At 74.1% G+C, this 20291-nt stretch carries 18 protein-coding genes; 11 read left to right on the top strand and 7 right to left on the bottom strand.

What is annotated here, in order from left to right; genetic code table 11:
- Window positions 1-14 precede the first annotated feature (14 nt).
- A complete protein-coding gene (locus ACTMSW_RS03115; protein ID WP_441178879.1) occupies window positions 15-1529 on the bottom strand; it encodes a dienelactone hydrolase family protein in 1515 nt (504 codons plus the stop codon).
- Between the two features lie 80 nt (window positions 1530-1609).
- Here ACTMSW_RS03115 and ACTMSW_RS03110 point away from each other — a divergent pair, with 80 nt between their 5' ends.
- Window positions 1610-2380: a hypothetical protein gene (locus ACTMSW_RS03110; protein ID WP_441178878.1), complete on the top strand. Its 771-nt coding sequence runs from the start codon at window positions 1610-1612 to the stop codon at window positions 2378-2380.
- A gap of 178 nt (window positions 2381-2558) precedes the next feature.
- On the opposite strand, the gene ACTMSW_RS03105 is transcribed toward ACTMSW_RS03110, so the two are convergent.
- Entirely contained in the window at window positions 2559-3455 is an 897-nt protein-coding gene (locus tag ACTMSW_RS03105) for a ribokinase (protein ID WP_441178877.1), read from the bottom strand.
- 72 nt (window positions 3456-3527) lie between these two features.
- Window positions 3528-4364 (bottom strand): ABC transporter ATP-binding protein, encoded by an 837-nt coding sequence (locus ACTMSW_RS03100; protein WP_441178876.1) that lies wholly within the window; start codon window positions 4362-4364, stop codon window positions 3528-3530.
- 131 nt (window positions 4365-4495) lie between these two features.
- On the opposite strand from ACTMSW_RS03100, the gene ACTMSW_RS03095 reads away from it, so the two are divergent.
- Both ACTMSW_RS03095 and ACTMSW_RS03090 read left to right on the top strand, forming a co-directional pair.
- Window positions 4496-5494, top strand: coding sequence for an ABC transporter ATP-binding protein (locus ACTMSW_RS03095; RefSeq protein ID WP_441178875.1), 999 nt, complete (start codon window positions 4496-4498; stop codon window positions 5492-5494).
- Window positions 5491-6507: an ABC transporter permease subunit gene (locus tag ACTMSW_RS03090; protein ID WP_441178874.1), complete on the top strand. Its 1017-nt coding sequence runs from the start codon at window positions 5491-5493 to the stop codon at window positions 6505-6507. The genes ACTMSW_RS03095 and ACTMSW_RS03090 overlap by 4 nt, the downstream gene beginning before the upstream one ends.
- A 94-nt stretch (window positions 6508-6601) precedes the next feature.
- Here the strand turns inward: ACTMSW_RS03090 and ACTMSW_RS03085 are convergent, their stop codons facing one another.
- A complete protein-coding gene (locus tag ACTMSW_RS03085; protein ID WP_441178873.1) occupies window positions 6602-7777 on the bottom strand; it encodes an ROK family transcriptional regulator in 1176 nt (391 codons plus the stop codon).
- A gap of 168 nt (window positions 7778-7945) precedes the next feature.
- Here ACTMSW_RS03085 and ACTMSW_RS03080 point away from each other — a divergent pair, with 168 nt between their 5' ends.
- Both ACTMSW_RS03080 and ACTMSW_RS03075 read left to right on the top strand, forming a co-directional pair.
- Window positions 7946-9412 (top strand): glycoside hydrolase family 3 N-terminal domain-containing protein, encoded by a 1467-nt coding sequence (locus tag ACTMSW_RS03080; protein ID WP_441178872.1) that lies wholly within the window; start codon window positions 7946-7948, stop codon window positions 9410-9412.
- A gap of 75 nt (window positions 9413-9487) precedes the next feature.
- A complete protein-coding gene (locus ACTMSW_RS03075) occupies window positions 9488-10693 on the top strand; it encodes a PP2C family protein-serine/threonine phosphatase (RefSeq protein ID WP_441178871.1) in 1206 nt (401 codons plus the stop codon).
- Window positions 10694-10726: 33 nt separating this feature from the next.
- Here the strand turns inward: ACTMSW_RS03075 and ACTMSW_RS03070 are convergent, their stop codons facing one another.
- Together ACTMSW_RS03070 and ACTMSW_RS03065 are read right to left on the bottom strand one after the other, a co-directional pair.
- The gene (locus ACTMSW_RS03070; RefSeq protein ID WP_441178870.1) at window positions 10727-11074 is read right to left on the bottom strand and encodes an STAS domain-containing protein; all 348 of its coding nucleotides are present in this window, start codon (window positions 11072-11074) and stop codon (window positions 10727-10729) included.
- Window positions 11075-11420: 346 nt separating this feature from the next.
- The gene (locus ACTMSW_RS03065) at window positions 11421-12083 is read right to left on the bottom strand and encodes a GNAT family N-acetyltransferase (RefSeq protein WP_441178869.1); all 663 of its coding nucleotides are present in this window, start codon (window positions 12081-12083) and stop codon (window positions 11421-11423) included.
- Between the two features lie 167 nt (window positions 12084-12250).
- Here ACTMSW_RS03065 and ACTMSW_RS03060 point away from each other — a divergent pair, with 167 nt between their 5' ends.
- The 4 genes from ACTMSW_RS03060 to ACTMSW_RS03045 all read left to right on the top strand — a co-directional run bounded on the left by ACTMSW_RS03060 (window position 12251) and on the right by ACTMSW_RS03045 (window position 14846).
- Complete coding sequence (locus ACTMSW_RS03060; RefSeq protein WP_441178868.1) at window positions 12251-12946, top strand: response regulator transcription factor; 696 nt, start codon at window positions 12251-12253, stop codon at window positions 12944-12946.
- On the top strand, window positions 12939-13967 hold the full coding sequence (locus ACTMSW_RS03055) for a sensor histidine kinase (protein WP_441178867.1): 1029 nt from the start codon (window positions 12939-12941) through the stop codon (window positions 13965-13967). Before ACTMSW_RS03060 ends, ACTMSW_RS03055 begins: the two co-directional genes overlap by 8 nt.
- A 63-nt stretch (window positions 13968-14030) precedes the next feature.
- Window positions 14031-14222, top strand: a complete 192-nt coding sequence (locus ACTMSW_RS03050; RefSeq protein ID WP_441178866.1) for a hypothetical protein — start codon at window positions 14031-14033, stop codon at window positions 14220-14222.
- Window positions 14223-14327: 105 nt separating this feature from the next.
- Complete coding sequence (locus tag ACTMSW_RS03045) at window positions 14328-14846, top strand: hypothetical protein (protein WP_441178865.1); 519 nt, start codon at window positions 14328-14330, stop codon at window positions 14844-14846.
- Window positions 14847-14849: 3 nt separating this feature from the next.
- Here the strand turns inward: ACTMSW_RS03045 and ACTMSW_RS03040 are convergent, their stop codons facing one another.
- The gene (locus ACTMSW_RS03040) at window positions 14850-15584 is read right to left on the bottom strand and encodes a Clp protease N-terminal domain-containing protein (protein ID WP_441178864.1); all 735 of its coding nucleotides are present in this window, start codon (window positions 15582-15584) and stop codon (window positions 14850-14852) included.
- Between the two features lie 143 nt (window positions 15585-15727).
- On the opposite strand from ACTMSW_RS03040, the gene ACTMSW_RS03035 reads away from it, so the two are divergent.
- Both ACTMSW_RS03035 and ACTMSW_RS03030 read left to right on the top strand, forming a co-directional pair.
- The gene (locus tag ACTMSW_RS03035; RefSeq protein ID WP_441178863.1) at window positions 15728-16111 is read left to right on the top strand and encodes an effector-associated constant component EACC1; all 384 of its coding nucleotides are present in this window, start codon (window positions 15728-15730) and stop codon (window positions 16109-16111) included.
- On the top strand, window positions 16108-20286 hold the full coding sequence (locus ACTMSW_RS03030) for a caspase family protein (protein WP_441178862.1): 4179 nt from the start codon (window positions 16108-16110) through the stop codon (window positions 20284-20286). The genes ACTMSW_RS03035 and ACTMSW_RS03030 overlap by 4 nt, the downstream gene beginning before the upstream one ends.
- The last annotated feature ends 5 nt before the right edge of the window (window positions 20287-20291 follow it).

The raw sequence follows: 20291 nt of genomic DNA, 5'->3' as shown, positions 1-20291 counted from the left end.
ACCCGGTCCGCCGGTCAGGTCAGCGGCAGCGTGGTGGCCACCGGCCAGCCCAGCAGGGCCGCGCCGACCACCGGCGGCAGCCAGGACGGGGCACCCGCCCTGCGCAGCACCGCGGCCCAGGCCACCTGCCAGACCACCAGCAGCGCGAAGAGCGGCACCACCAGCAGCACGAAGCCGGGTGCCAGACCGGCCACCGCCGAGGCGGTCAGGGCGAGCACGGCGATCACCCCCACCACGGCGTGCCGTGCGGTCCGGCCGCCGGAGACCCGCTCCGCGCCGGCCAGGAAGACCAGCGAGCCGATGGCGACGACCGGCAGCAGCCACCACCGGGCGCCGACCGGCAGCGCCGAGGTCAGTCCGAGGTGGATCGGGACCGCTACGGCGAGCACCGCGTACCCGGTGAGCAGCACGGCGGCGACCACGGACCGCGCCCTGCCGAGGTGCGCGACCGGGGCGGCGGGGCCGGGCTTGAGCGGCGCCGCCGCCGCGCGCGGCGGTGACCAGCGGCCGGCGACGGCCAACAGCAGGCCGCTGACCAGCAGGAAGCCGGTGACGTGGCCACCCACGGCGAGCGGCAGCCGGGCGGTGGGGACCACCGCCGCGACCACCGCGCCGACCCCGGCGGCGACCACCGCGACCCCGAGCAGCCACCCCGGTGACGGTGCCGGCGGTCGCGGGCGGGCCGGCCGGCGCCCCAGCGCGAGGACGGTCAGGGGGACGAAGCCCAGCCCCACGCCGAGCAGCAGAAGACCCGCCGGAAGGAGCCGCGCGGTGGGTCGCGCACCGGACCCGCCGTGCGACGGGAGCCATGCGGCGACCTCGTCGTGGGTACGCGCGGCGAAGAGCACCGAGATGTGCTCCACCCCCGGAACCACCACCAGCCGCCTGGTGCTGCCTCGTTGCCCCGCCGCCTCCTCGGCCGCCCGACGAAAGTCGGGGAACTCGGCCCCGCCGACGATCAGCAGCAGGTCGGCCGGACGGGCGCCCGCGGCGTCGCCCGCGTCCGGCAGCGAGATCGCCACGGTGCGGAGGATCTCCGGATGGTCGGCGGCCCAGCGGGTGACCGCTCCCGCCCCCATCGAGTGCCCGACCAGGTGGATCCGCTCCGGGTCCACGTCCGGCAGGCCGCGCAGGTGCGCGACGGCCACGTCCAGGTCGGCGGCGAGAGTCCGGTCCGACACGCCCCGCCCGCCCCCACCGAGGCGCCCCGGGTTGGCGCCGTGGCCGGCGAAGTCCAGCAGCAGCGCCACCATGCCGTCGCGGGCGACGGTGTCGGCGAGCGGGCGCATCAGCCGGGCGGAACCGGCGAAGCCGTGCGCGACCACCACACCCGGTCGCCGGCCCACGTCGGCCTGCGCGGCGGCCCGGACCTCGGTCATCGGGACGCCGGCGACGGTGACGTGCCGCACGGTCACCCCGTCGGAGGCGCGCGCCAGGCCGTACCCGCCGAGGGCCACCAGGAGCACGGCGAGCACGGCGAGAACAGCGGCGGTGCCGGGCAGACGGAGCGGCGGCGAGGGGGCCGACATGCCGGCACCCTACCGCCGGTCACCGCCGCCGGCGGATCCCTCGACCGGCGGAGCGTGCACCGGCGGCGCACACTTGTGCCATGGCTATCCCACTCCCCCGGCCGACCGAGGTCGTCGGTCGCACCCGCAGCGCCCTCGACCAGGCCTTCGGCTCGGCGGCGTCGTTCGCCGCCGTGCCGGCCCGCGCGTTCGCGGTGCTGGACGGGGTGGAGACGCTGCTGGCGCGGATCAACGGGGTGGTGGACCGGATCGAGGAGACCCTGGACCGCACCGACCGGGTGCTCACCGACGCCGAATCCGCGGTCGCGGAGGTCGCGGTGATCAGCGCCGCCGCGACCACCGCGATCGACACCGCGACCGAGGTCGCCGCCGCGGCGGCCCGGGTGGTGGGCGAGGCCGACCGGGTGTCCGGGGCCGCCGCCGCCGTCGTCGGCGACGCGGAGAAGGTGGCCCGCGCGGCCGGCGCGGTGGTCGCCGAGGCGGACTCGGTGGCCGGGCGGGCCGCCGGCACGGTGGAGACCGCCGCCGAGGCGGCGGCCACCGCCGCGGAGCTGATGGCGGCGTACGAGCCGGCGCTGCGCCGGGGCGCGCCCATGGCGAACCGGTTCGTCGAGCAGCTCAGCCACGAGGAGGTGACGGCGGCGATCCGGCTCGTCGACGAGCTGCCCAAGCTCAAGCAGCACCTCAGCGCCGACATCCTGCCGATCCTGGCCACCCTGGACCGGGTCGGTCCGGACCTGCACGACCTGCTGGACGTCACCCGCGACCTGAAGCTCGCCGTCGCCGGCATCCCCGGTCTCGGCATGCTGCGCCGCCGCGGCGAGCGGCTCAGCGACGACCCGGTCGAGTGAGGCTCAGCAGTCGCAGGTGACCGTGGACCGGGGTGCGGTCAGCTCGTCGGCGGGCCGCCGGACGAGGCCGGCGGGCGTCCCGTCGGCCGGGCGATGCGGACCTCGCCGTCGGCGTACCGCCGGGCCTTCCGTGCCCGGACCGACCGGCCGGCGTGACACGCGGTCCGTCGCCCGCCGGTCAGGCCCGCGCGTAGATCTCGTCGATCTCGGCGCGGCGGGGCAGCGCCACGGAGGCACCGAGCCGCCGCACGCACGCGGCGCCGGCCGCCGACGCCCACCGCACCGCGTCGAGCAGCTCCCGCCCCTCGCCCCACGCCACCGCGAGCGCCGCGGTGAACGCGTCCCCGGCGGCGGTCGAGTCGACCACGTCGACGGCGAACGCGGGGACGTGCACGGTGGTGCCGTCGCGGTCGACGTACAGGGCGCCCGCGCCGCCGAGCGTGAGCACCGCCCGGGGCACCAGGTCGAGCAGCGCGCGCGGCTCGTCGCTCCCCCGCCCGGTGAGCGCGTGCGCCTCACCCTCGTTGACCACCAGCAGGTCCGTGGCCGCCAGCAGCTCCGCCGGGAGCGGTCGGGCCGGCGCGGCGTTGAGCACGACCCGGGTGCCGGCGTCCCGGGCGGTCAGCGCCGCCTCGGTCACCGTCTCGACCGGGATCTCCAGCTGGGCCACCAGGACGTCGGCTTCGCGTACGAGGGTGCGCTCGTCGTCCGTCAGGCCGGTCAATGAGGCGTTCGCGCCGGGGCTCACCACGATCGCGTTCTCGCCGTCGGCGCTGACCATGACCAGGGCGACACCGGAGGTGCCGTAGGTGACCCGGAGCTGGCTGGTGTCCACTCCGGCGGCGGTGATGCGCGCGCGCAGCGTGACCCCGAAGGCGTCGGAGCCGATCGCCCCGAGGAACGCGCAGGAGGCGCCGGCCCGGACGGCGGCGACCGCCTGGTTGGCGCCCTTGCCGCCGGGCACCATCACGAAGTCGGTGCCCAGCACGGTCTCCCCCGGACGGGGCAGGGCGGGGGCGGTGCCCACCAGGTCCATGTTGGCGCTGCCCACGACGACGACCCGGGTCTGCGGCATGCGCTCACCTCCCGTGTGAAGAGGGGGCCCGTGCTCTACCGCAGGCGTTAGGAGGGGGCCCTTCCTTGCGTCTCAGGCGGCGCGGGCGGTGTACCGGTCGCCGTGCCTTTCGACCAGCAGCGGCAGGCCGAACGTCTTGGACAGATTGTCGCCGGTGAGCGTGTCGGCGAGCAGCCCCTGCGCCACCACGCCGCCCTCGCGCAGCAGCAGCGCGTGGGTGAAGCCCGGCGGGATCTCCTCGACGTGGTGGGTCACCAGCACCAGCGCCGGGGCGTCCGGGTCGTACGCCAGGTCGGCCAGCCGGGCGACCAGGTCCTCCCGACCCCCCAGGTCGAGCCCGGCCGCCGGCTCGTCGAGCAGCAGCAGCTCGGGGTCGGTCATCAGGGCCCGGGCGATCTGGACGCGCTTGCGCTCCCCCTCGGAGAGGGTGCCGTACGTGCGATCGGCGAGGGCGGCGACACCGAGCTGGCCGAGGAGCGCGCGGGCGCGGGACTCGTCGCCGGGGTCGTAGCTCTCCCGCCAGCGCCCGACGACCGACCACGCGGCGGTGACGACCACGTCGGTGACCCGCTCGTCGGCGGGCAGCCGCTCGGCGAGGGCGGCGGTGGAGAGGCCGATCCGGGTGCGCAGCTCGGTGACGTCGGTGCGGCCGATGCGCTCGCCGAGCACGTGCGCGGTGCCGCTGGTCGGGTGGAGTCGCCCGGCGGCGAGGTTCAGCAGGGTGGTCTTCCCGGCGCCGTTGGGGCCGAGCACGACCCAGCGCTCGTCCAGCTCGACCCGCCAGTCCACATCGTGCAGCAGCGCGGTGTCGGACCGCCGTACGCCGACGCCGTCGAGGCTGACCACCAGATCCGCGTCCACGGGAGAGGGTGCGGCGCCTCGGGCGCCGGGGATCAGGTCACCAGTCACCCGCCCATCCAACCACGCAGCACCGTGGTGCCCCCCACGGGCGGCGTCCCGGTCATAGGGTGGGGCGCCGTGTCATTGATCACCACAGCCGGAGGACGCCGGATGCCAGGTCGGAGAAGGGAACCGCGCGGATGAGCGCGGTCATCGAGATCGAGGGTCTGCGCAAGACCTTCCACACCCTGCGCCACGGGCGCCGGGTGGCGGTCGACGGCTTCGACCTGGTCGTCGAGGCCGGCCAGATCCACGGCTTCCTCGGCCCCAACGGGTCGGGCAAGACGACGACGTTGCGCGCCCTGCTCGGGCTGGTCCGCGCCGACGCCGGCCGGATGGCGGTGCTCGGGGAACGCTCGCCGGAGCGCCTGACGCAGGTGACCGGTCGGGTCGGCGCGATCGTGGAGAGCCCGCAGTTCTTCGGGAACTTCACCGGCCACCGCACCCTGCGCCTGCTCGCCCGGGCGGGTGGGGTGCCGGTCACCCGGGTCGACGAGGTCTTGGAGCAGGTGGGCTTGCACGACCGGGGCCACGACCGGGTCAAGGGCTACTCGCTGGGCATGAAGCAGCGCCTGGCGGTGGCCTCGGCCCTGCTGAAGGATCCGGAGCTGCTGATCCTCGACGAGCCGGCGAACGGGCTGGACCCGGCCGGCATCCGGGAGATGCGTGACCTGATGCGGACGCTCGCCGACGCCGGCGTGACGGTGCTGGTGTCGAGCCACATCCTGGCCGAGATCCAGCTGATCTGCGACCACGTGACGATCATCTCGCGCGGCCGCCGGGTCGCGGCCGGTCGCGTCGACGAGGTGCTGGCCGGTTTCGACCGGCACGAGGTGCTGGTCCGGATCGACGACCCGGACCGGGCCACCGAGCTGCTCCAGGCGGCCGGGCTGACGGTCGTCGGGCACCCGGACCACCTGGTGGTCACCGACGTCGCCGACGCCACCCAGATCAGCCGGCTCCTCGGCGAGCAGGGCGTCTGGCTGCGCGAGCTGACCCCGCTGCGGCCGGACCTGGAGAGTGTCTTCCTGGAGCTGACCGGCGCCCCGCCGCACCCGACGGTGCCCCGCCAGGTGGACGGCTCGACCCGCCCCGGCGACGCGATGATCGACCTCGACGCCTCAGGAGTGGACGCGTGAACCTGGTCCGTGCCGAGTGGGAGCGCCTGGCCGCCCGGCGCTTCGTGCAGCTCATGCTCGTCCTGCTGGTGGCGGCCTTCGGCATCACCGCGGCCACCACCCTCGCCAACTCGCACCGGCCGACGGCCGCCGAGGTGTCCGAGGCGCAGCGGCAGGCGGCCGAAGCGCGACGCGACCTGGAGCTGACGTACGAACGGTGCCTGGCCCGGGAGCGGGGGGCGCTGCCGGACGAGGAGCTCGACCAGTACTACCCCGAGAACTGCAGCGAGGTCGACCCGGGGCGGATGGAGCGGCTGCCGGTGGCGGCGGACTTCCTCTACGGGGTCTTCACGTTCGCCGAGGAGGCGCGCCCGCTGCTCTACTTCCTCATCGCGTTCCTGGTGCTGTTCGGGTTCCTGGTCGGCGCCTCCTACATCGGGGCGGACCTGAACTCCGGCGGGGTCGTCAACCTGCTGCTCTGGCGGCCGAACCGGCTGGCGGTGCTGGGGGCGAAGCTGGGCACGCTGCTCGGGGTGGTGGCGGTGCTGGCACTGCTGGCGTCGGTCGCGTACCTGGGCACGTTCTGGCTCATCGCGCAGACGGCCGGGCAACCCGGCGTCCTGGACGACGAGTTCTGGCGCTCCCTCGGGTCGATCTGGGGCCGGGGGATGCTGCTGGTGCTGCTCGCCTCGGCGATCGGGTTCGCCGTCGCCACGCTGGGCCGGCACACCTCGGCGGCGCTCGGCGCGGTCGCCGCGTACGCGGTGCTGTGGGAACTGGGCGCGCGCCTGGTGCTGACGATCCTCGACGTCCGCCGGCCCGACCAGCTGATGCTCTCCAGCTACCTGCAGGCCTGGCTGGCCGGGCGGGCGACCTTCTGGGACAGCCGGGCCTGCAACGACGGGGGCTTCAGCGGGGTCTGCGACCCGTCCTACGTGATGACCTGGCGGCCCGGTCTGGTCGTGCTGCTCGCGGTGACCCTGACCCTGACCGGCGCGGCGTTCGCGGTGTTCCGCCGCCGCGACCTCATCTGATCCCTCCGGGGACGGCCCGGGTGCGGCAACTCCTTGCAGCACCCGGGCCTCAAGTGAAATATTCCTTCACATGGCGGACGGCGGCGGCACCCGGTCAGCCGACCGTGGACCCGAAGACCTCGTCCCGTACGGCGTCCAGCGCGGTGTGCAGCGCGCCGCTCAGGATCGGCTCCTCGGTCAGCCCGGTGGGCACCACGCGGGGCCGCACCAGGGTGATGGCCGCGACCTCGTGCTGCACCCGCTCGGCCAGCGCCGCCCCGCCGGCCTGACCCACCTCGCCGGCCAGCACCACCAGCGGCGGGTCCAGCACGACGCACGTGCTCGCCACACCGAGGGCGAGCCGGCGGGCCACCTCGTCGAGCATCGGGCCGCCGGCCGTGCCGTCGGCGATCGCCGCGCGCACCCCACCGGCCGCCGAGGAGTCCGGGTAGCCGTGCTCGCGGGCCAGCGCGCGTACCGCGTCCGCACCGGCCAACTGCTGGAACGCCGGCTTGGCCCGGCGGGAGACGTCCCGCGGGATGGGCGCGCCGGGCACCGGCAGGTAGCCGATCTCGCCCGCCGCGCCGCTGCTGCCGTGATGCAGCCGCCCACCCAGCATGATCGCCAGACCGACGCCGGCACCCACCCAGACCAGCACGAAGTCCGGTACGCCCCGGGCCGCGCCGGACCGCGCCTCGGCCATCGCGGCCAGGTTCACGTCGTTCTCGAAGACCACCGGAGTGTGCAGGTCGTCGCGCAGCGCGGCGAGCAGGCCGCTGTGCCAGCGCGGCAGGTTGAACGCGAACGTGATGTCACCACTGCCCGGGTCCACCAGACCGGGGGTGCCCAGCACGATGCGCCGGACGCTCGACAGGTGCGCCTGGGCGCTGCTGGCCGCCTTGACCACCGCGTTGTGCACCACGCCCACCGGGTCGTCGTTGTCCCGGGTCGACTGCTCGACCCGACCGATGACGGCGCCGGTGATGTCCGCGCAGGCCGCGACGACCCGATCCGGCCCGACGTCCACGCCCACCACGTGGGCGCTGTTGGGCCGGACGGCGTACAGCTGGGCGTTCGGCCCCCGCCCGCCGGCCTGCTCGCCGACCCGGGTGACCAGGCCGCGTTCCTCCAGGCGCTCGACCAGCTGCGAGGCGGTGACCTTGGACAACCCGGTCAGCTCGCCGAGCCGCGCCCGGGTCAGCGGTCCCTGCTCCAGGAGCAGCTCCAACGCCGCGCGGTCGTTGAGCGCCCGCAACAGGCGGGGGGTGCCGGGCAGGCGGGTCGCACTCATGCCGGGTCCTCGAAATTCTATAAAGTTTGCTAACTGTAAAACGGAGCTGCGAACGGGTAGCCGTAGCGTATCGGCCACCCGGAACAGCGGTGGTCGGCCGACCCGGTACCTCGATCACCACCTCCGGTACGACGTCGGTGCCTTCCGGGCACCAGGAGGGAGGATCACGTGGGGCAGGATCCAGGACTGCGCCGGCTGGTGCTCGGCACGCTGCTGGCGGCGTACCCGGGGCCGGTGCCACCGGACTGGGCGGTCGACCTGGTGGGCGACGGCCTCGCCGGGCACACCCTGTTCGGCACCAACATCCACGACCCGTCCCAGGTCGCCGCGACCACCGCCGCGCTGCGCGCCGGCCGGTCGGACGTGCTGATCGCCATCGACGAGGAGGGCGGCGACGTGACCCGGCTGGCGCACGCCACCGGCAGCCCGTACCCGGGCAACGCGGCCCTCGGCGCGATCGGCGACACCGCCCTGACCCGGCGGGTCCACGAGGCGATCGGTGCCGAACTGGCCGCCCTCGGGATCACCGTCAACCTGGCGCCGACCGTCGACGTGAACAGTGCCGACGACAACCCCGTCATCGGCACCCGTTCGTTCGGCGCGGACCCGGTCCGGGTGGCCGCCCACGCCGCGGCGGCGGTCGCCGGCCTCCAGGCGGCCGGAGTCGCCGCCTGCGCCAAGCACTTCCCCGGTCACGGCGCCACGGTCGCCGACTCCCACTACGAACTGCCGCTGGTCGACGTACCCGTCGAGGTGCTGCGCCGACGCGACCTCCCGCCGTTCGCGGCGGTCGTCGCGGCGGGAGCGCAGGCGGTGATGACCGCGCACATCCGGGTTCCGGCGCTGACCGGCGACGGCCCGGCCACCTTCAGCCGGGCCGTCCTGGTCGACCTGCTGCGCGGCGAGTACGGCTTCACCGGCGCCGTCGTCACCGACGCCCTGGAGATGAAGGGCGCCGCGGTCGCCGCCGGCGGCATCGGCCCGGCCGCCGTCCGCGCCCTGGCCGCCGGGGCGGACCTGCTCTGCATCGGCGCCCAGGTCGACGCCGACCTGGTCGAGCACGTGGTCGCGGAGATCACCACCGCGCTCGCCGACGGCCGGCTGGACCGGGCACGCGTCGAGGAGGCCGCCGGCCGCGCCGCCGCGCTCGCCGCCTGGACCCGGGCCGCCGGCACCGTGCCGGCCGCGCCCACCGACCTCGGGTACGCGGCGGCCCGCCGCGCGTTGAAGGTGGAGGGGGTGCTGAGCGGCCTGGACCGTCCCCTCGTCGTGCAACTGCACGCCGCGTCCACGATCGCCGAGGGTCGGGTGCCGTGGGGCCTCGGCCCGCACCTCGCCGACGCGGAGGAACTGCGGGTGGTCGCCGCCGAGACCGCCCCGGAGACCCTGCGGCAGCTCGCCGGGGACCGGCCGATCGTGCTCGTCGGCCGGCACCTGCACCGGCTGACCGGCGCGGCGGACCTGGTCACCGCGCTGGCCGCCGCGCACCCGGTGACGGTGGTCGAGATGGGTTGGCCGGCGCGCTGGCGACCGACCGGCGTCCGTGCCTTCGTCACCACGTACGGCGCCAGCCACGCCAACGGCCGCGCCGCCGCCGAACTGCTCGGCCTGACGAAAGGAAGGGCCCCCCGTTAACGCCTCGCGTTGTAGAAGGGTCCCCCCTTAACGGCGGGCGGCGTGGGAGGGGCTCGGCGTGGGTATCCGGGCGGCATGAGCGCGAGCGACCCCTGGCACCGGGCCCTGGCCGACCTCGTCGTCCGGTCGCACCGGTTGCCGCCGGACGACCTTCCGGTGGCCGTCGACGACGTGCTCCAACCGCTGGGCGTCACGTCGATCGTCTACCTGGTCGACGTGGAGCAGCAGACCCTGCGGCCGCTGCCGGGGTCGGGTGCGGAGAAGGCCGAGCCGCTGACGATCGACAGCAGCCTCGCCGGGCGGGCCTTCACCCAGGTCGAGGTGCACGCCGGGCACGGTCCACCGCCCCGGCTGTGGGTGCCGATCGTCAACGGCACCGACCGGCTGGGTCTGCTGGAGGTGTTCCCGCCCGCCGGAGCCGACCTCACCGACGAGACGCTGCGGAACGGCTGCCGGCTGATCGCGGGGCTGGTCGGCCATCTGGTGACCAGCAAGAGCAACTACGGCGACTGCCTGCACCGGGCACGACGCAGCCGCCCGATGGAGGTCTCCGCCGAACTGCTCTGGAGCCTGCTCCCACCGCTGACGTTCGCCACCGCGAACACGTCGATCAACGCCCTGCTCGAACCGGCGTACGAGGTCGGCGGCGACGCCTTCGACTACGCGTTGAACGGCGGGACCATCTCGCTCGCGATCCTCGACGGCGTGGGGCACGGCCTGCCGGCGGTGCTCACCACCTCGGTGGCCCTGAGCGCGTTGCGGGCCGCCCGGCGGGCCGGCGCGGACCTGACCGGTACCGCCCGCGCGGTCGACGAGGCGATCGCCGGCACGTGGTCCGACGCCCGGTTCGTCACCGGCGTGCTCGCGGAGTTCGACACGCGGAGCGGCCTGCTCCGCTACGTCGAGGCGGGGCACCCGCCACCGGTCCTCCTGCGTCGGGGTCGGGCGGTGCGAACGCTGACCGGCGCCCGTCGGCTCCCCCTGGGCCTAGGCGACGACAGCGGCCGGGTGGCCGAGGCCCAGTTGGAGCCGGGCGACGGGCTGCTGCTGCACACCGACGGGGTGACCGAGGCCCGGGACGCCGCCGGGGAGATGTTCGGCCTGTCGCGCCTCGCCGATCTGACGGAGCGGCAGATCAGCTCCGGGCTGCCCGGCGCGGAGGTCCTGCGGCGGCTGAGCCATGCCGCGGCCGCGCACCGGGATGCCGCGTTCGCCGGCGACGACGCCACCCTCATGCTGATCGAGTGGTCCGCCACCGCGGCGGAGAGCAGCGAGCCGTGAGCGGCCGATCGCGGGCCGGCGGTCGGCGCCGGGTCAGCCGAGCCCGCGCCAGCCCCGCCCGTCCGGGTGTCCGGCGTCCTCGTCCAGGCCCAGCATCGGTCCAACCGCGGTGATCCGCAGGACGCGCGCGACCAGGGGTTGCGGGTCGGTGACGCGCAGCGTGACACCCCGCTGCCGGGCGCGCGTCACGCCCTGGACCAGCACCCGTACGCCGCTGGAGTCCAGGAAGTCGACGTCGGCGAGGTCGACCACCACCTCGGCGAGCCCCGGCCGCCCCAGCGCCTCGGTGAGCGCGGCGTCGAAGTCGTCGACGGTGGAGAGGTCCACCTCACCTGTCGGACGCAGGGTCACCCGCCCGGGGTCCACGTTCCCCACGTCCATGACCGCCTCACCGTCGAGATGTGCACCATCGGGACGTTCCGCCGCCGACGTGCTCGACCATAGCGGGCCGCACCTACGGCAGCCAGCCGTGGGCGATTCCGGACCGGGTGCCTTCTCCCACCCTGCGTCACCCCGACCGTCGCGACGGCTCGGTCGCTGCGCCCCAGGTCAAGTCCGCTTCTCGACACGATGACGAGCCCCGTGGCACCTTGCCGACGACCATGCGAATACGTAGCGTGACCAGTACGCGCGGCGGCCGGCACCCGCGCCGTACGGGGACCTGGGGGGGGAAGGCTGCGAGCCGTGGATCCGGCCCGGGATCCACGGTTCGCAGCCCCGCCGTCCGTCAGCTCGGATAGACCCCGTACGACCGCCAGCCCCGGTCCGGAAAGCCGGCGGCCTCGGCCACCCGTGCGGACGCGGCGTTGCGCCGGTCGTGCAGGTAGGTCGGGACGGCACCCTCGTCGATGACCCGGCGGGCGGCCTGCGCGACCAGCCGTCGGGCGAGGCCACGGTTGCGCGCCGCGGGCGCCGTCCCCACCGCCAGTTCCCGGCCGTACGCGTCGTGCCGCTTGATCCCCACACCGGCCAGGAACCGGCCCCGGTCGTCCCGGACCACCAGCACCGGCCGGTCGAAGAGCCGCAGCCAGGACGGCAGACCCGGGGCGGTCGGGAGGATCCACTCCCCCACCTCGGGCAGCGCGGCCGGCGCGACACTCCACCGGAACACGTCGTCGTGCACCGCCCACCCGGCGTGGCCGACCGCCGCGGGCAGCCCGGGCAACAGCCGCCGGGCGGGGCCCCGGGCCAGGTCGCGGACCACGGCCACCCGCTCCGGTGACACGGAGAGCACGGTGCTCGCACCGGCGGTGACCGCGATCGCCGGCCGGAGCCGGCCGTCCCAGGAGGGCCGGTCCCGCCGGTGGGTCCCGACGACGTGCAGGCCGGGGCCGGCCGGCCACTGGCCCAGCCAGGTCGCCAGGTGCAGGTGGAGCCGCCGGTCGAGCATCGACTCCCCTCTCCCCGCCACGGTCGCGCGGGCCGGTCTTCCGGTGATCACCGTACGCCCGAACGCGAAAGTCGGCCCACCGTTCCCGCCCGCGCGGCCGTAAGGAACGCGCAACACCTCCCGACGCGCCGGATGGCTAGGCTGGCCGCCACGAAGGAGGTGCCCCGGTGGCGCAGCGGGTACTGGTGGTGGACGACGACCGGACGGTCAGCGACGTGGTCTGCCGCTACCTGGAGCACGCCGGCTACCGGGTCGCGCACGTCGGGGACGGGGCCGCCGCCCTGGCCGCCGTCGCCGCGGACCCGCCGCACCTGGTGGTGCTGGACCTGATGCTGCCGGTCGTGGACGGGCTGGAGGTCTGCCGCCGACTGCGGACACGGCCGGACGGCGTACCCGTCATCATGCTCACCGCGCGCGGCGACGAGGCCGACCGGATCCTCGGCCTGCAACTGGGCGCCGACGACTACCTCGGCAAGCCCTTCTCCCCCCGGGAGCTGGTGCTGCGGGTCCGCTCGGTGCTGCGGCGGACCGGCGGCGAGCCGGTGGACGCCCCGCCGGAGGTACTCGTCGACGACGGCCTGGAGGTCGAGACCGGCCCCCGGGTGGCCCGCCTGCACGGGCGCGAGCTGGTGCTGACACTGCGGGAGTTCGACCTGCTCGTGCACCTGATGCGCCACCCGGCCCGGGCGTTCCGCCGGGCGGAACTGCTGGAACGGGTGTGGGGCTGGAACTTCGGCGACCAGTCCACGGTGACCGTGCACGTCCGGCGGCTGCGGGAAAAGGTCGAGGCGGACCCGGCGCAGCCCCGGCGGATCGTCACCGTGTGGGGCGTCGGCTACCGCTACGAGCCGGTCCGTGCGTGACCTCGCGCTGATCTTCGCGTACGCCCTCGGCGCGGCGCTCTGCGTCGGCGGCGTCGGCGCGACCGGTCTGCGGCTGCTGCGCGGCCGGTCCATCACCACGCACGTCGTCGCCCTGCTGGCTCTGACGGTGACCGCGGTGGCCGCCGGCGTGGCCGCGGTCGCCGAGGCGATGTTCCTCTCCGCCCACGACCGGGACGTCGTCCTCATCACCGTCGCCGCGGCGGCGGTGGTCAGCGTGGCCGTCGGCTGGCTCCTCGGTCGCCGGCTCGCCGCCGCCGCGGTCTGGGCCGACCAGGCCCGCCGCCGCGAGCGGCACATCGAGCAGGGTCGCCGCGACCTGGTCGCCTGGGTCTCGCACGACCTGCGCACCCCCCTGGCCGGGCTGCGGGCGATGGCCGAGGCGCTGGAGGACCGGGTGGTGCGCGACCCCGAGACGGTCGAGGAGTACCACCGCCGCATCCGGATCGAGACCGACCGGATGACCCGCCTGGTGGACGACCTGTTCGAGCTGTCCCGGATCAACGCGGGCGCGCTGCGGCTGTCCCTGTCGGCCGTGCCGCTGGGCGACGTGGTGTCCGACGCGCTGGCCGGCACGGCGCCGCTGGCCGCCGCCCGCCGGATCCGGCTGGAGGCGGCCGACTCGGGGTGGCCCACCGTGCTGGCCAGCGAGCCGGAACTGGCCCGGGTGGTGGGCAACCTGCTGCTGAACGCCGTCCGCTACACCCCGTCGGACGGCACGGTCCGGGTGTATGGCGGCCGCGACGCCGACACCGCCTGGCTGGCGGTGGCCGACACCTGCGGCGGGATCCCGGAGGCGGACCTGCCCCGCCTCTTCGACGTGGCGTTCCGGGGCGAGCCCGCCCGTACGCCGGGACCGGGCAACGGCGCGGTGGCCGGGTCCGGCGGCCTGGGCCTCGCGATCGTGCGCGGGCTGGTTGAAGCGCACGGTGGGCGGGTATCGGTACGCAACGTCAGTGACGGATGCCGATTCGAGATCCGGTTGCCGGTCCCGGGAACCTGACACATCGATCGAGCGTCATATCTATTTCCATACATGTACAACTTCATTTGGGACGGTAGGCTCATGCCAAATCAGCCGAATGACCGTTACCAGCAGGACCCCGAGCAGCTCTGGCCGCAGACCTCCGGGTCCCCGGGACGGTTCCCGGCGCAGTCGTCGCCGTACCGGGGCAACCGCGCGTCCGCGCTCTCCTGGGGCGACCTGAACAGACTGCCCGCCGGCGTCTCCTCGCGCCGCCACCTCAACCCGCGCTGACCGGGCCGCACGACACACCGGGGCCGACCCATCGGGGCTTTCGCACACCTGTCGGGTAACGTCTTGTGGTCCTCAACCGGGCCTACGACAGGAGAAGTTCCGCGCATGGGCAAGAAGACGATCCACGTCTCCGACTTCAGCGGCACGGTCCTGGCGACCGACGACGAGGTGGTCCGTGTCGTCGTCCTGGAGCATCCGGACCTGGTGGCCGGGCCCGTGCAGCTGGACGCCACCCCGGTGGAGGTGGAGAGCATCGACGACGCCGCCCTGGACGTGGCGGTCGTGGAGATCCACGACCGCCACGGCGGGGGTGAGCCGCGCCGCGTGGTGCTGACCGCCAGCGAGTTCGACGCGATGGCCACCGACGTGCCGATGGCGCAACTGCTGAGGACCGCCGAGCGGGTCCGCCCGCCGAAGACCCGCAAGGCAGCGGAGAAGGTCGACTACGGCACCATCGAGCACGCGGGCCGGCCGCACCGGGGACGGGTCACCGAGGAGGAGGCCCGGCTGGTGCGGGAGCGGCTCGACGAGGTCAACAAGCGCCTCGCCGACGCCGGGATCCGCCAGATCGATCCGGCCGACCCGGAGCACGCCGCCCGGTACGGCTTCCCCGCCGCCTCCTGACGCTCACTGCCCGGCGGCCCGCACGGCGGCGCGGATCGCTTCGGCGATCGCCGTCTCGGCGGCGCCCTTGTCGACGCCCAGCCCGGTGAGCACGCCCTCACCGTCCTCGTGCTCGAGCAGGGCCAGCAGGATGTGCTCGGTGCCGATGTAGTTGTGCCCGAGCCGCAGCGCCTCCCGGAAGGTCAGCTCCAGCACCTTCTTCGCCGGCACGTCGTACGGGATGAGGGCGGGGATCTCACCGCCGGAGGACGGCGGGAGCGCGGCCGTCGCGGCCTCCCGCACCCGGTCCAGCGGCACGCCCGCCGCCACGATCACCTGCGCGGCGATCGCCTCGGGCTCGGCGAGCAGGCCCAGCAGGATGTGCTCCGGGCGGATCTCGGCGTGCCCGGCCGCGCGCGCCTCCTCCTGGGACATCATCACCACGTTGCGGGCGGGCAGGGTGAACCGGGCGAAGCCCTGCTGCGGGTCCAGGGACGAGTCGGTGGGCTTGGGGACGAAGCGCTTCTGCGCCGCCTGCTTGCTGACCCCCATGCTGCGGCCGATGTCGGTCCACGAGGCGCCGGAGCGGCGGGCCTGATCGACGAAGTGACCGATCAGGTGGTCGGCGACGTCGCCGAGGTGCTCGCCCACGACGACCGCGTCGGCGAGCTGGTCGAGGACGTCCGGGCGGGCCTTCTTGATTCCGTGGATCAGGTCGTCGAGGCGTACGGGGTTGCTCATCTGCGCAGGATCCGTCATGCGTCAACCATAGGTTGACGGCACGGTTCCGTCAACCAGGGGTTGACGAACATACCTCTGTCGCGCAGTCGCGTATCGGTGACCGTTGATGAGGCTCCGTATGATGCGGGACTGACGTCGCCACGCGCTCCGGAAGGCAGCCCATGACCGGTTCAGCAGCGGGTTTCCCCCTCGAACTCCGTGCGATCAGCGACCGCTTCCACTCCGACGACGCCGAATGGCTCGATCAGGAGGCCGAGCTCGTCGCGGGGCTACGTGACGTCCCGGACCTCGCATTCGCCTCGTCCGACACGACGCCGGCGAAGGGTACGACCGAGGCCGTCATCGTCGCCCTCGGGTCGGCCGGCGCCTTCACGGCCACCGTCGAATGGGTCCGTGCGTGGCTGAACCGCGATCGGAGCCGGTCGATCGAGATCACCTACACCGACGACGGGGGCCAGAAGTCGCTGGTGGTACGAAGCTCCGGCCTGCGCGAGGACACCTTCCGCGAGCTGCTGGAGGCGATGCGTCAGCGACTCGAGCCATGACCGCGGCGGACGGCACCCGGCGGCTCATCGCCGCCGGGACCGGCACCTACCTCGACGCGGCGCCGCTACCGGCCGTCGCGGACGATGTCGTGTCGGTCGGTGACCTCTTCACCCGTCTCGGGTACGACGTGGACCCCGTGGTGCTCGACCCACCCGCCGACGAGCTGCGCCGGACGCTCGCCCACGCCGCCGACGTCGGCTCGGGTGTCGTCGTCTTCTACTACAGCGGTCACGGCGACCGGGAACGCGACCGGCACTACCTGCTCTGCGCCGACAGCCGCCCCGGGCGTCTGGCCAGCAGCGCCCTGGCCACCGAGGACGTCATCCGGATCCTCACCGGCGGCTCGGTCCGGCGGCTCCTGGTCATCCTCGACACCTGTTACGCCGGTGACGGCGCGATCGACGCGGTGCGCGCCGCGGCCAAGCTGGTCAGTGCGGAGCTGCTCGCCACTCCCGGCGCGCGGCCGGAGCTGTTGAGCACGCTCTCCCTGATCGCCGCGGCCAGACCCCGCCAGCTCGCCCTCGACGGGGCGTTCTCCGCGGCCATGCGGGCCGCCCTCGACGACCACACCCTCGCCGGTGCGCGCCAACGGTTCCTGGACCTGGCGCAACTGGTGGGCTGGCTGAACGACGAGTTCCGGCGTCGCGGCATCCGCCAGCACGCGGTGCCCATCGAGCTGTGGCGCGAGGACGGCTTCGGCTTCTTCCCCAACCCCCGGTACCGGCCGGACCTGCCCGCCGAGGGAATCGACCTCGCGGTGCAGCAGACCTGGGAGACCTCCCGGTCCGAGGACCTGGCCAGCCACTTCGTCCCGCGCGGGCGCGGAAGTGACGGCATGGACGTCCCGACCGCCTTCTACTTCTCCGGCCGACAGGAGGTGCTGGAGGTCCTGGCCCGCTGCGTACGCGGCGACGGTCCCGATCGCGCGCTCCTCGTCACCGGCTCGCCCGGCGTCGGGAAGTCGTCGCTCCTGGGTCGACTGGTGAGCATCGCCGACGCCGACATCCGCCAGACCCTTCCCGACGAACCGAGCGGCATCGGTGCCGAGATCGACGCCGCCGTACATGCCCGCCGGCGCACGCTCGACGACCTGGTCTCCCGCATCGCCGAAGCCGCCGGTCTCGTCGCCACCTCCGCCGAGGAACTGCTGGCCGGATTGGCCGAACGGCAGGAGCCGCTGCGGATCGTGGTCGACGCCCTCGACGAGGCCGGCACCGGGGCCGACGAGCGCGAACCGCTGCACATCGCCCGGGTGCTGTTGCGCCGGCTCGCCCAGATCCCCTGCGTACGGCTGATCGTCGGCGCACGGTGGCAGGTCAGGGCCGCGCTCGGCCCGCAGTTCACGGTGATCGACCTGGACGAGCGCCGCTGGCTGTCCCTGGAGGACCTCCAGTACTACGTCACCGCCCTGTTGCTCGCACCGCACGGGCCGGGAAGCAGCAGCGAGTACGACCAGGCCACCGCGCCGGCGGTCGCCCGCGTCCTGGCACGCCAGACCTTCCCGAACTTCCTGAACGCCCGGCTCACCGCACGCGAGTTGGCTGCCCGGGCGGCTGTCACGGACTTCGCCGACCTGGACGAGCTACCGACCGCGCAGGGCGGCGTCGAGCCGTCCCGCACCTTCCGCTGGGCGCTGAGCAGTCGGGCCAGCGGCGACAACGAGTGGGCTCGTACGCTGCTCACACCGTTCGCCTACGCCCAGGGCGCCGGCCTGCCGGCGGCGCGCGTGTGGACCGTCGCCGCGGCGGCGCTCGGCGGCCGTCCCATCACAGCGTCCGACCTGGACTGGCTCCTCGACAGGGCCGGACCCTACCTGGTGGAGAGCCTGGACCGGCACGGCCGCTCGGTCTACCGGCTCTACCACGAGGCGTTCGCGCAGGATCTGCGGGCCACCGCGGGCCCGGACGACCACGGTCGGATGGTCGCCGCGTGGATCGCCTCGGTGCCCGAGCTGGTGGACGGAGCGCGGGACTGGGAGCGCGCCGACCCGTACCTGGTCACGTACCTGGCGGAGCACGCCCGACAGGCGGGTGCCCTGGACGGTCTCGTGTCGGATCCGGAGTTCCTGGTCAACGCCGACCGGGCCGTCCTGCTGCCGGCGATCACCGACGTCCGGAGCGAGGAGGCGGTGCGCATCCGTCAGGTCTACGAGCGGAGCGCCCAGCACCTGGAGCCGGACAGCTGGTTGCCGGAGCGTCGCTCGGCGCTGCACCTGGCGGCGGCGCAGACCGGGCTGACCGACGTCGGCGCGATCCTGGAGCAGCTGCCGCTCGCCTGGGCCGTCCGCTGGTCGGTCTGGGACGCCATAACGCCGCACCAGCGCATCGGTCACCACAGCAGCCCGGTCACCGCCCTGACCTGGTGTGTCCACGCCGGCCGGCCCGTGCTGATCGTGGGGGACGCCAGCGGCGCGTTGCACGCCTGGGACCACGCCACCGGCGACCGGCTGAGCGGCCCCGTACCGCTGCACTCCGACCGCGTGCTCTCCGTTGCGGTCCTCACCGACAGCGAGGCCGGTCAGCGCGTCGTCAGCATCGGCGAGGACCGGTCGCTCCAGCAGTGGGATCCCTTCGGCGACACCGCGCCCGGTCCGGCGATCCAGGTGATCGACCAGGGCTTCGCGTACGACAGCGACGTCGTGGCCACGATGGTTGGCGACGAAGCGGTGGCCGTCGTCGCGAATGCCCAGCGGGTCACCGTTCTCAGCCTGACGACCGGTAGGCAGATCCGTCAGTATCAGCTGGGCCGGGGCACCGCGCCGGTCAAGCTGGCGCTGACCAGGTGGCGCGGGGCACCGGCGGTGCTGGCCGGCTACGAGACGATCAACCTTCGGCTTCCCGACCTCAGGGCGACCTACTTGATCTCGCTGCTCGACGGCCGTGTGCGTCGGCGACGCCGCCTGTTCGGCGACCTTCCCGTCGCCGGTGATCATTTCGGTCGGCCCGTCCTGGTCCGGGGCACCAGTCTCCGCCAGTTCCTCGAAGCCGGGCCGGTCACCAGACGGCTCGGCCGCTGGGGACGAACGGTGCGCGAAATCAGCGTCGGCGAGTTCCTTTCGTCCTCGGCGGCCGTCACGACCTACGCCGACCGGCTCGTCCTGGTGGGCCGGGACCTGTCCGACAACATCTACCTCCTGGACCTGGAGTCGGGCGACCGCAAGGTGCTGTTCCGCGGTGGCGGCCAGGAGAACGGCGATTTCGGGCTGCCGCCGGCCCCCCTCGCCATCGACGGGCGTCTGCTCATCGCCATCGCGCAGGGCCGGACCGTCACCGTGGTGGACGACAGCGCCGCCGCCGAGGAGTACCCGCTCAGCCGCCGCCTCCGCTTCGTCCGGGAGTACTCGAGCTGTCTGGCCCTCAGCGCGTACGGAGACGAGATCGCGGTGTGTGCCGACCACGACGACGGCCTCGTCCTGCGGGATCTGGCCACCGGTCACCCGCTGGAGCCCGACGAGGATCGTGAGCTGCCGCTCGGGCTGACGATCGTCCGCGGTAAGGGGCACATCGACTGCCGGTTCCTGGTGGAGGGCGTCCCCGGTCCCGACATGTTCGTCACCCAGGTGCGACGGACCGTCGCCGACGTGGTACCGGCAGGCGACCGGTTGATCGAGGTGCACCGTCGACCGGCCGATCCCGGCGCACGGCTGACCGACCTGCGCGACGGGCGTACGTGGGTGGTGCCCTTCCCCTGGCGCTACGCCTGGTCCTGGGCTGCCGCGCTCGTCGGCGACGACGTCGTGCTGTGCGCCAGCCAGGGTTCCCTGGTCGGCACCAGCTCCGACTCGAAGAGGTACTGCTGGACCCGTGAGGTCGACGACCTCGGCGTACAGACCGGCCTGTTCGTCCTCCGGGTACGCGGCCGGCAGGCGTTCGTCGTCACCACCGAGTACGGCGTCATCCACGCGCTCGACGCCGAGACGGGCGAGCCGTTGATCGAGCCCCTGCCGAACGGTCGGGTGCCCGTCCGGGCGGTCGACGCCCGTGTCGTTGGCGAGTACGAGCTGCTGGCGGTGGGCAGCAGCGACTACACGGTGACGGTCTGGGACCTCGGCAGCAGGGCACGGGTCGCGGTCGTCGAGGTCGGCTCGCTCATCGACGCCCTACGCCTCACGCCGGACGGCGCGGTCGTCGTTCTCGCCCGCAACGGCGAGTTGTGCATCGATCTCGCGGTCTGAGCCAG

Origin of the sequence: Micromonospora sp. BQ11 (assembly GCF_052068135.1) — a bacterium.
In the GTDB taxonomy this organism is placed as follows: Bacteria; Actinomycetota; Actinomycetes; order Mycobacteriales; family Micromonosporaceae; genus Micromonospora.
Note: the sequence above shows the minus strand (reverse complement) of the source record. Positions and strands in the feature narration are given on the sequence as shown.

What these genes read in the sequence shown, in the direction of transcription:
- ACTMSW_RS03115 (WP_441178879.1), bottom strand. Translation starts at nt 1,529, where the DNA reads ATGTCGGCCCCCTCGCCGCCGCTCCGTCTGCCCGGCACCGCCGCTGTT.
- ACTMSW_RS03110 (WP_441178878.1), top strand. Translation starts at nt 1,610, where the DNA reads ATGGCTATCCCACTCCCCCGGCCGACCGAGGTCGTCGGTCGCACCCGC.
- ACTMSW_RS03105 (WP_441178877.1), bottom strand. Translation starts at nt 3,455, where the DNA reads ATGCCGCAGACCCGGGTCGTCGTCGTGGGCAGCGCCAACATGGACCTG.
- ACTMSW_RS03095 (WP_441178875.1), top strand. Translation starts at nt 4,496, where the DNA reads ATGAGCGCGGTCATCGAGATCGAGGGTCTGCGCAAGACCTTCCACACC.
- ACTMSW_RS03085 (WP_441178873.1), bottom strand. Translation starts at nt 7,777, where the DNA reads ATGAGTGCGACCCGCCTGCCCGGCACCCCCCGCCTGTTGCGGGCGCTC.
- ACTMSW_RS03075 (WP_441178871.1), top strand. Translation starts at nt 9,488, where the DNA reads ATGAGCGCGAGCGACCCCTGGCACCGGGCCCTGGCCGACCTCGTCGTC.
- ACTMSW_RS03070 (WP_441178870.1), bottom strand. Translation starts at nt 11,074, where the DNA reads ATGGACGTGGGGAACGTGGACCCCGGGCGGGTGACCCTGCGTCCGACA.
- ACTMSW_RS03065 (WP_441178869.1), bottom strand. Translation starts at nt 12,083, where the DNA reads ATGCTCGACCGGCGGCTCCACCTGCACCTGGCGACCTGGCTGGGCCAG.
- ACTMSW_RS03050 (WP_441178866.1), top strand. Translation starts at nt 14,031, where the DNA reads ATGCCAAATCAGCCGAATGACCGTTACCAGCAGGACCCCGAGCAGCTC.
- ACTMSW_RS03045 (WP_441178865.1), top strand. Translation starts at nt 14,328, where the DNA reads ATGGGCAAGAAGACGATCCACGTCTCCGACTTCAGCGGCACGGTCCTG.
- ACTMSW_RS03040 (WP_441178864.1), bottom strand. Translation starts at nt 15,584, where the DNA reads ATGACGGATCCTGCGCAGATGAGCAACCCCGTACGCCTCGACGACCTG.
- ACTMSW_RS03035 (WP_441178863.1), top strand. Translation starts at nt 15,728, where the DNA reads ATGACCGGTTCAGCAGCGGGTTTCCCCCTCGAACTCCGTGCGATCAGC.
- ACTMSW_RS03030 (WP_441178862.1), top strand. Translation starts at nt 16,108, where the DNA reads ATGACCGCGGCGGACGGCACCCGGCGGCTCATCGCCGCCGGGACCGGC.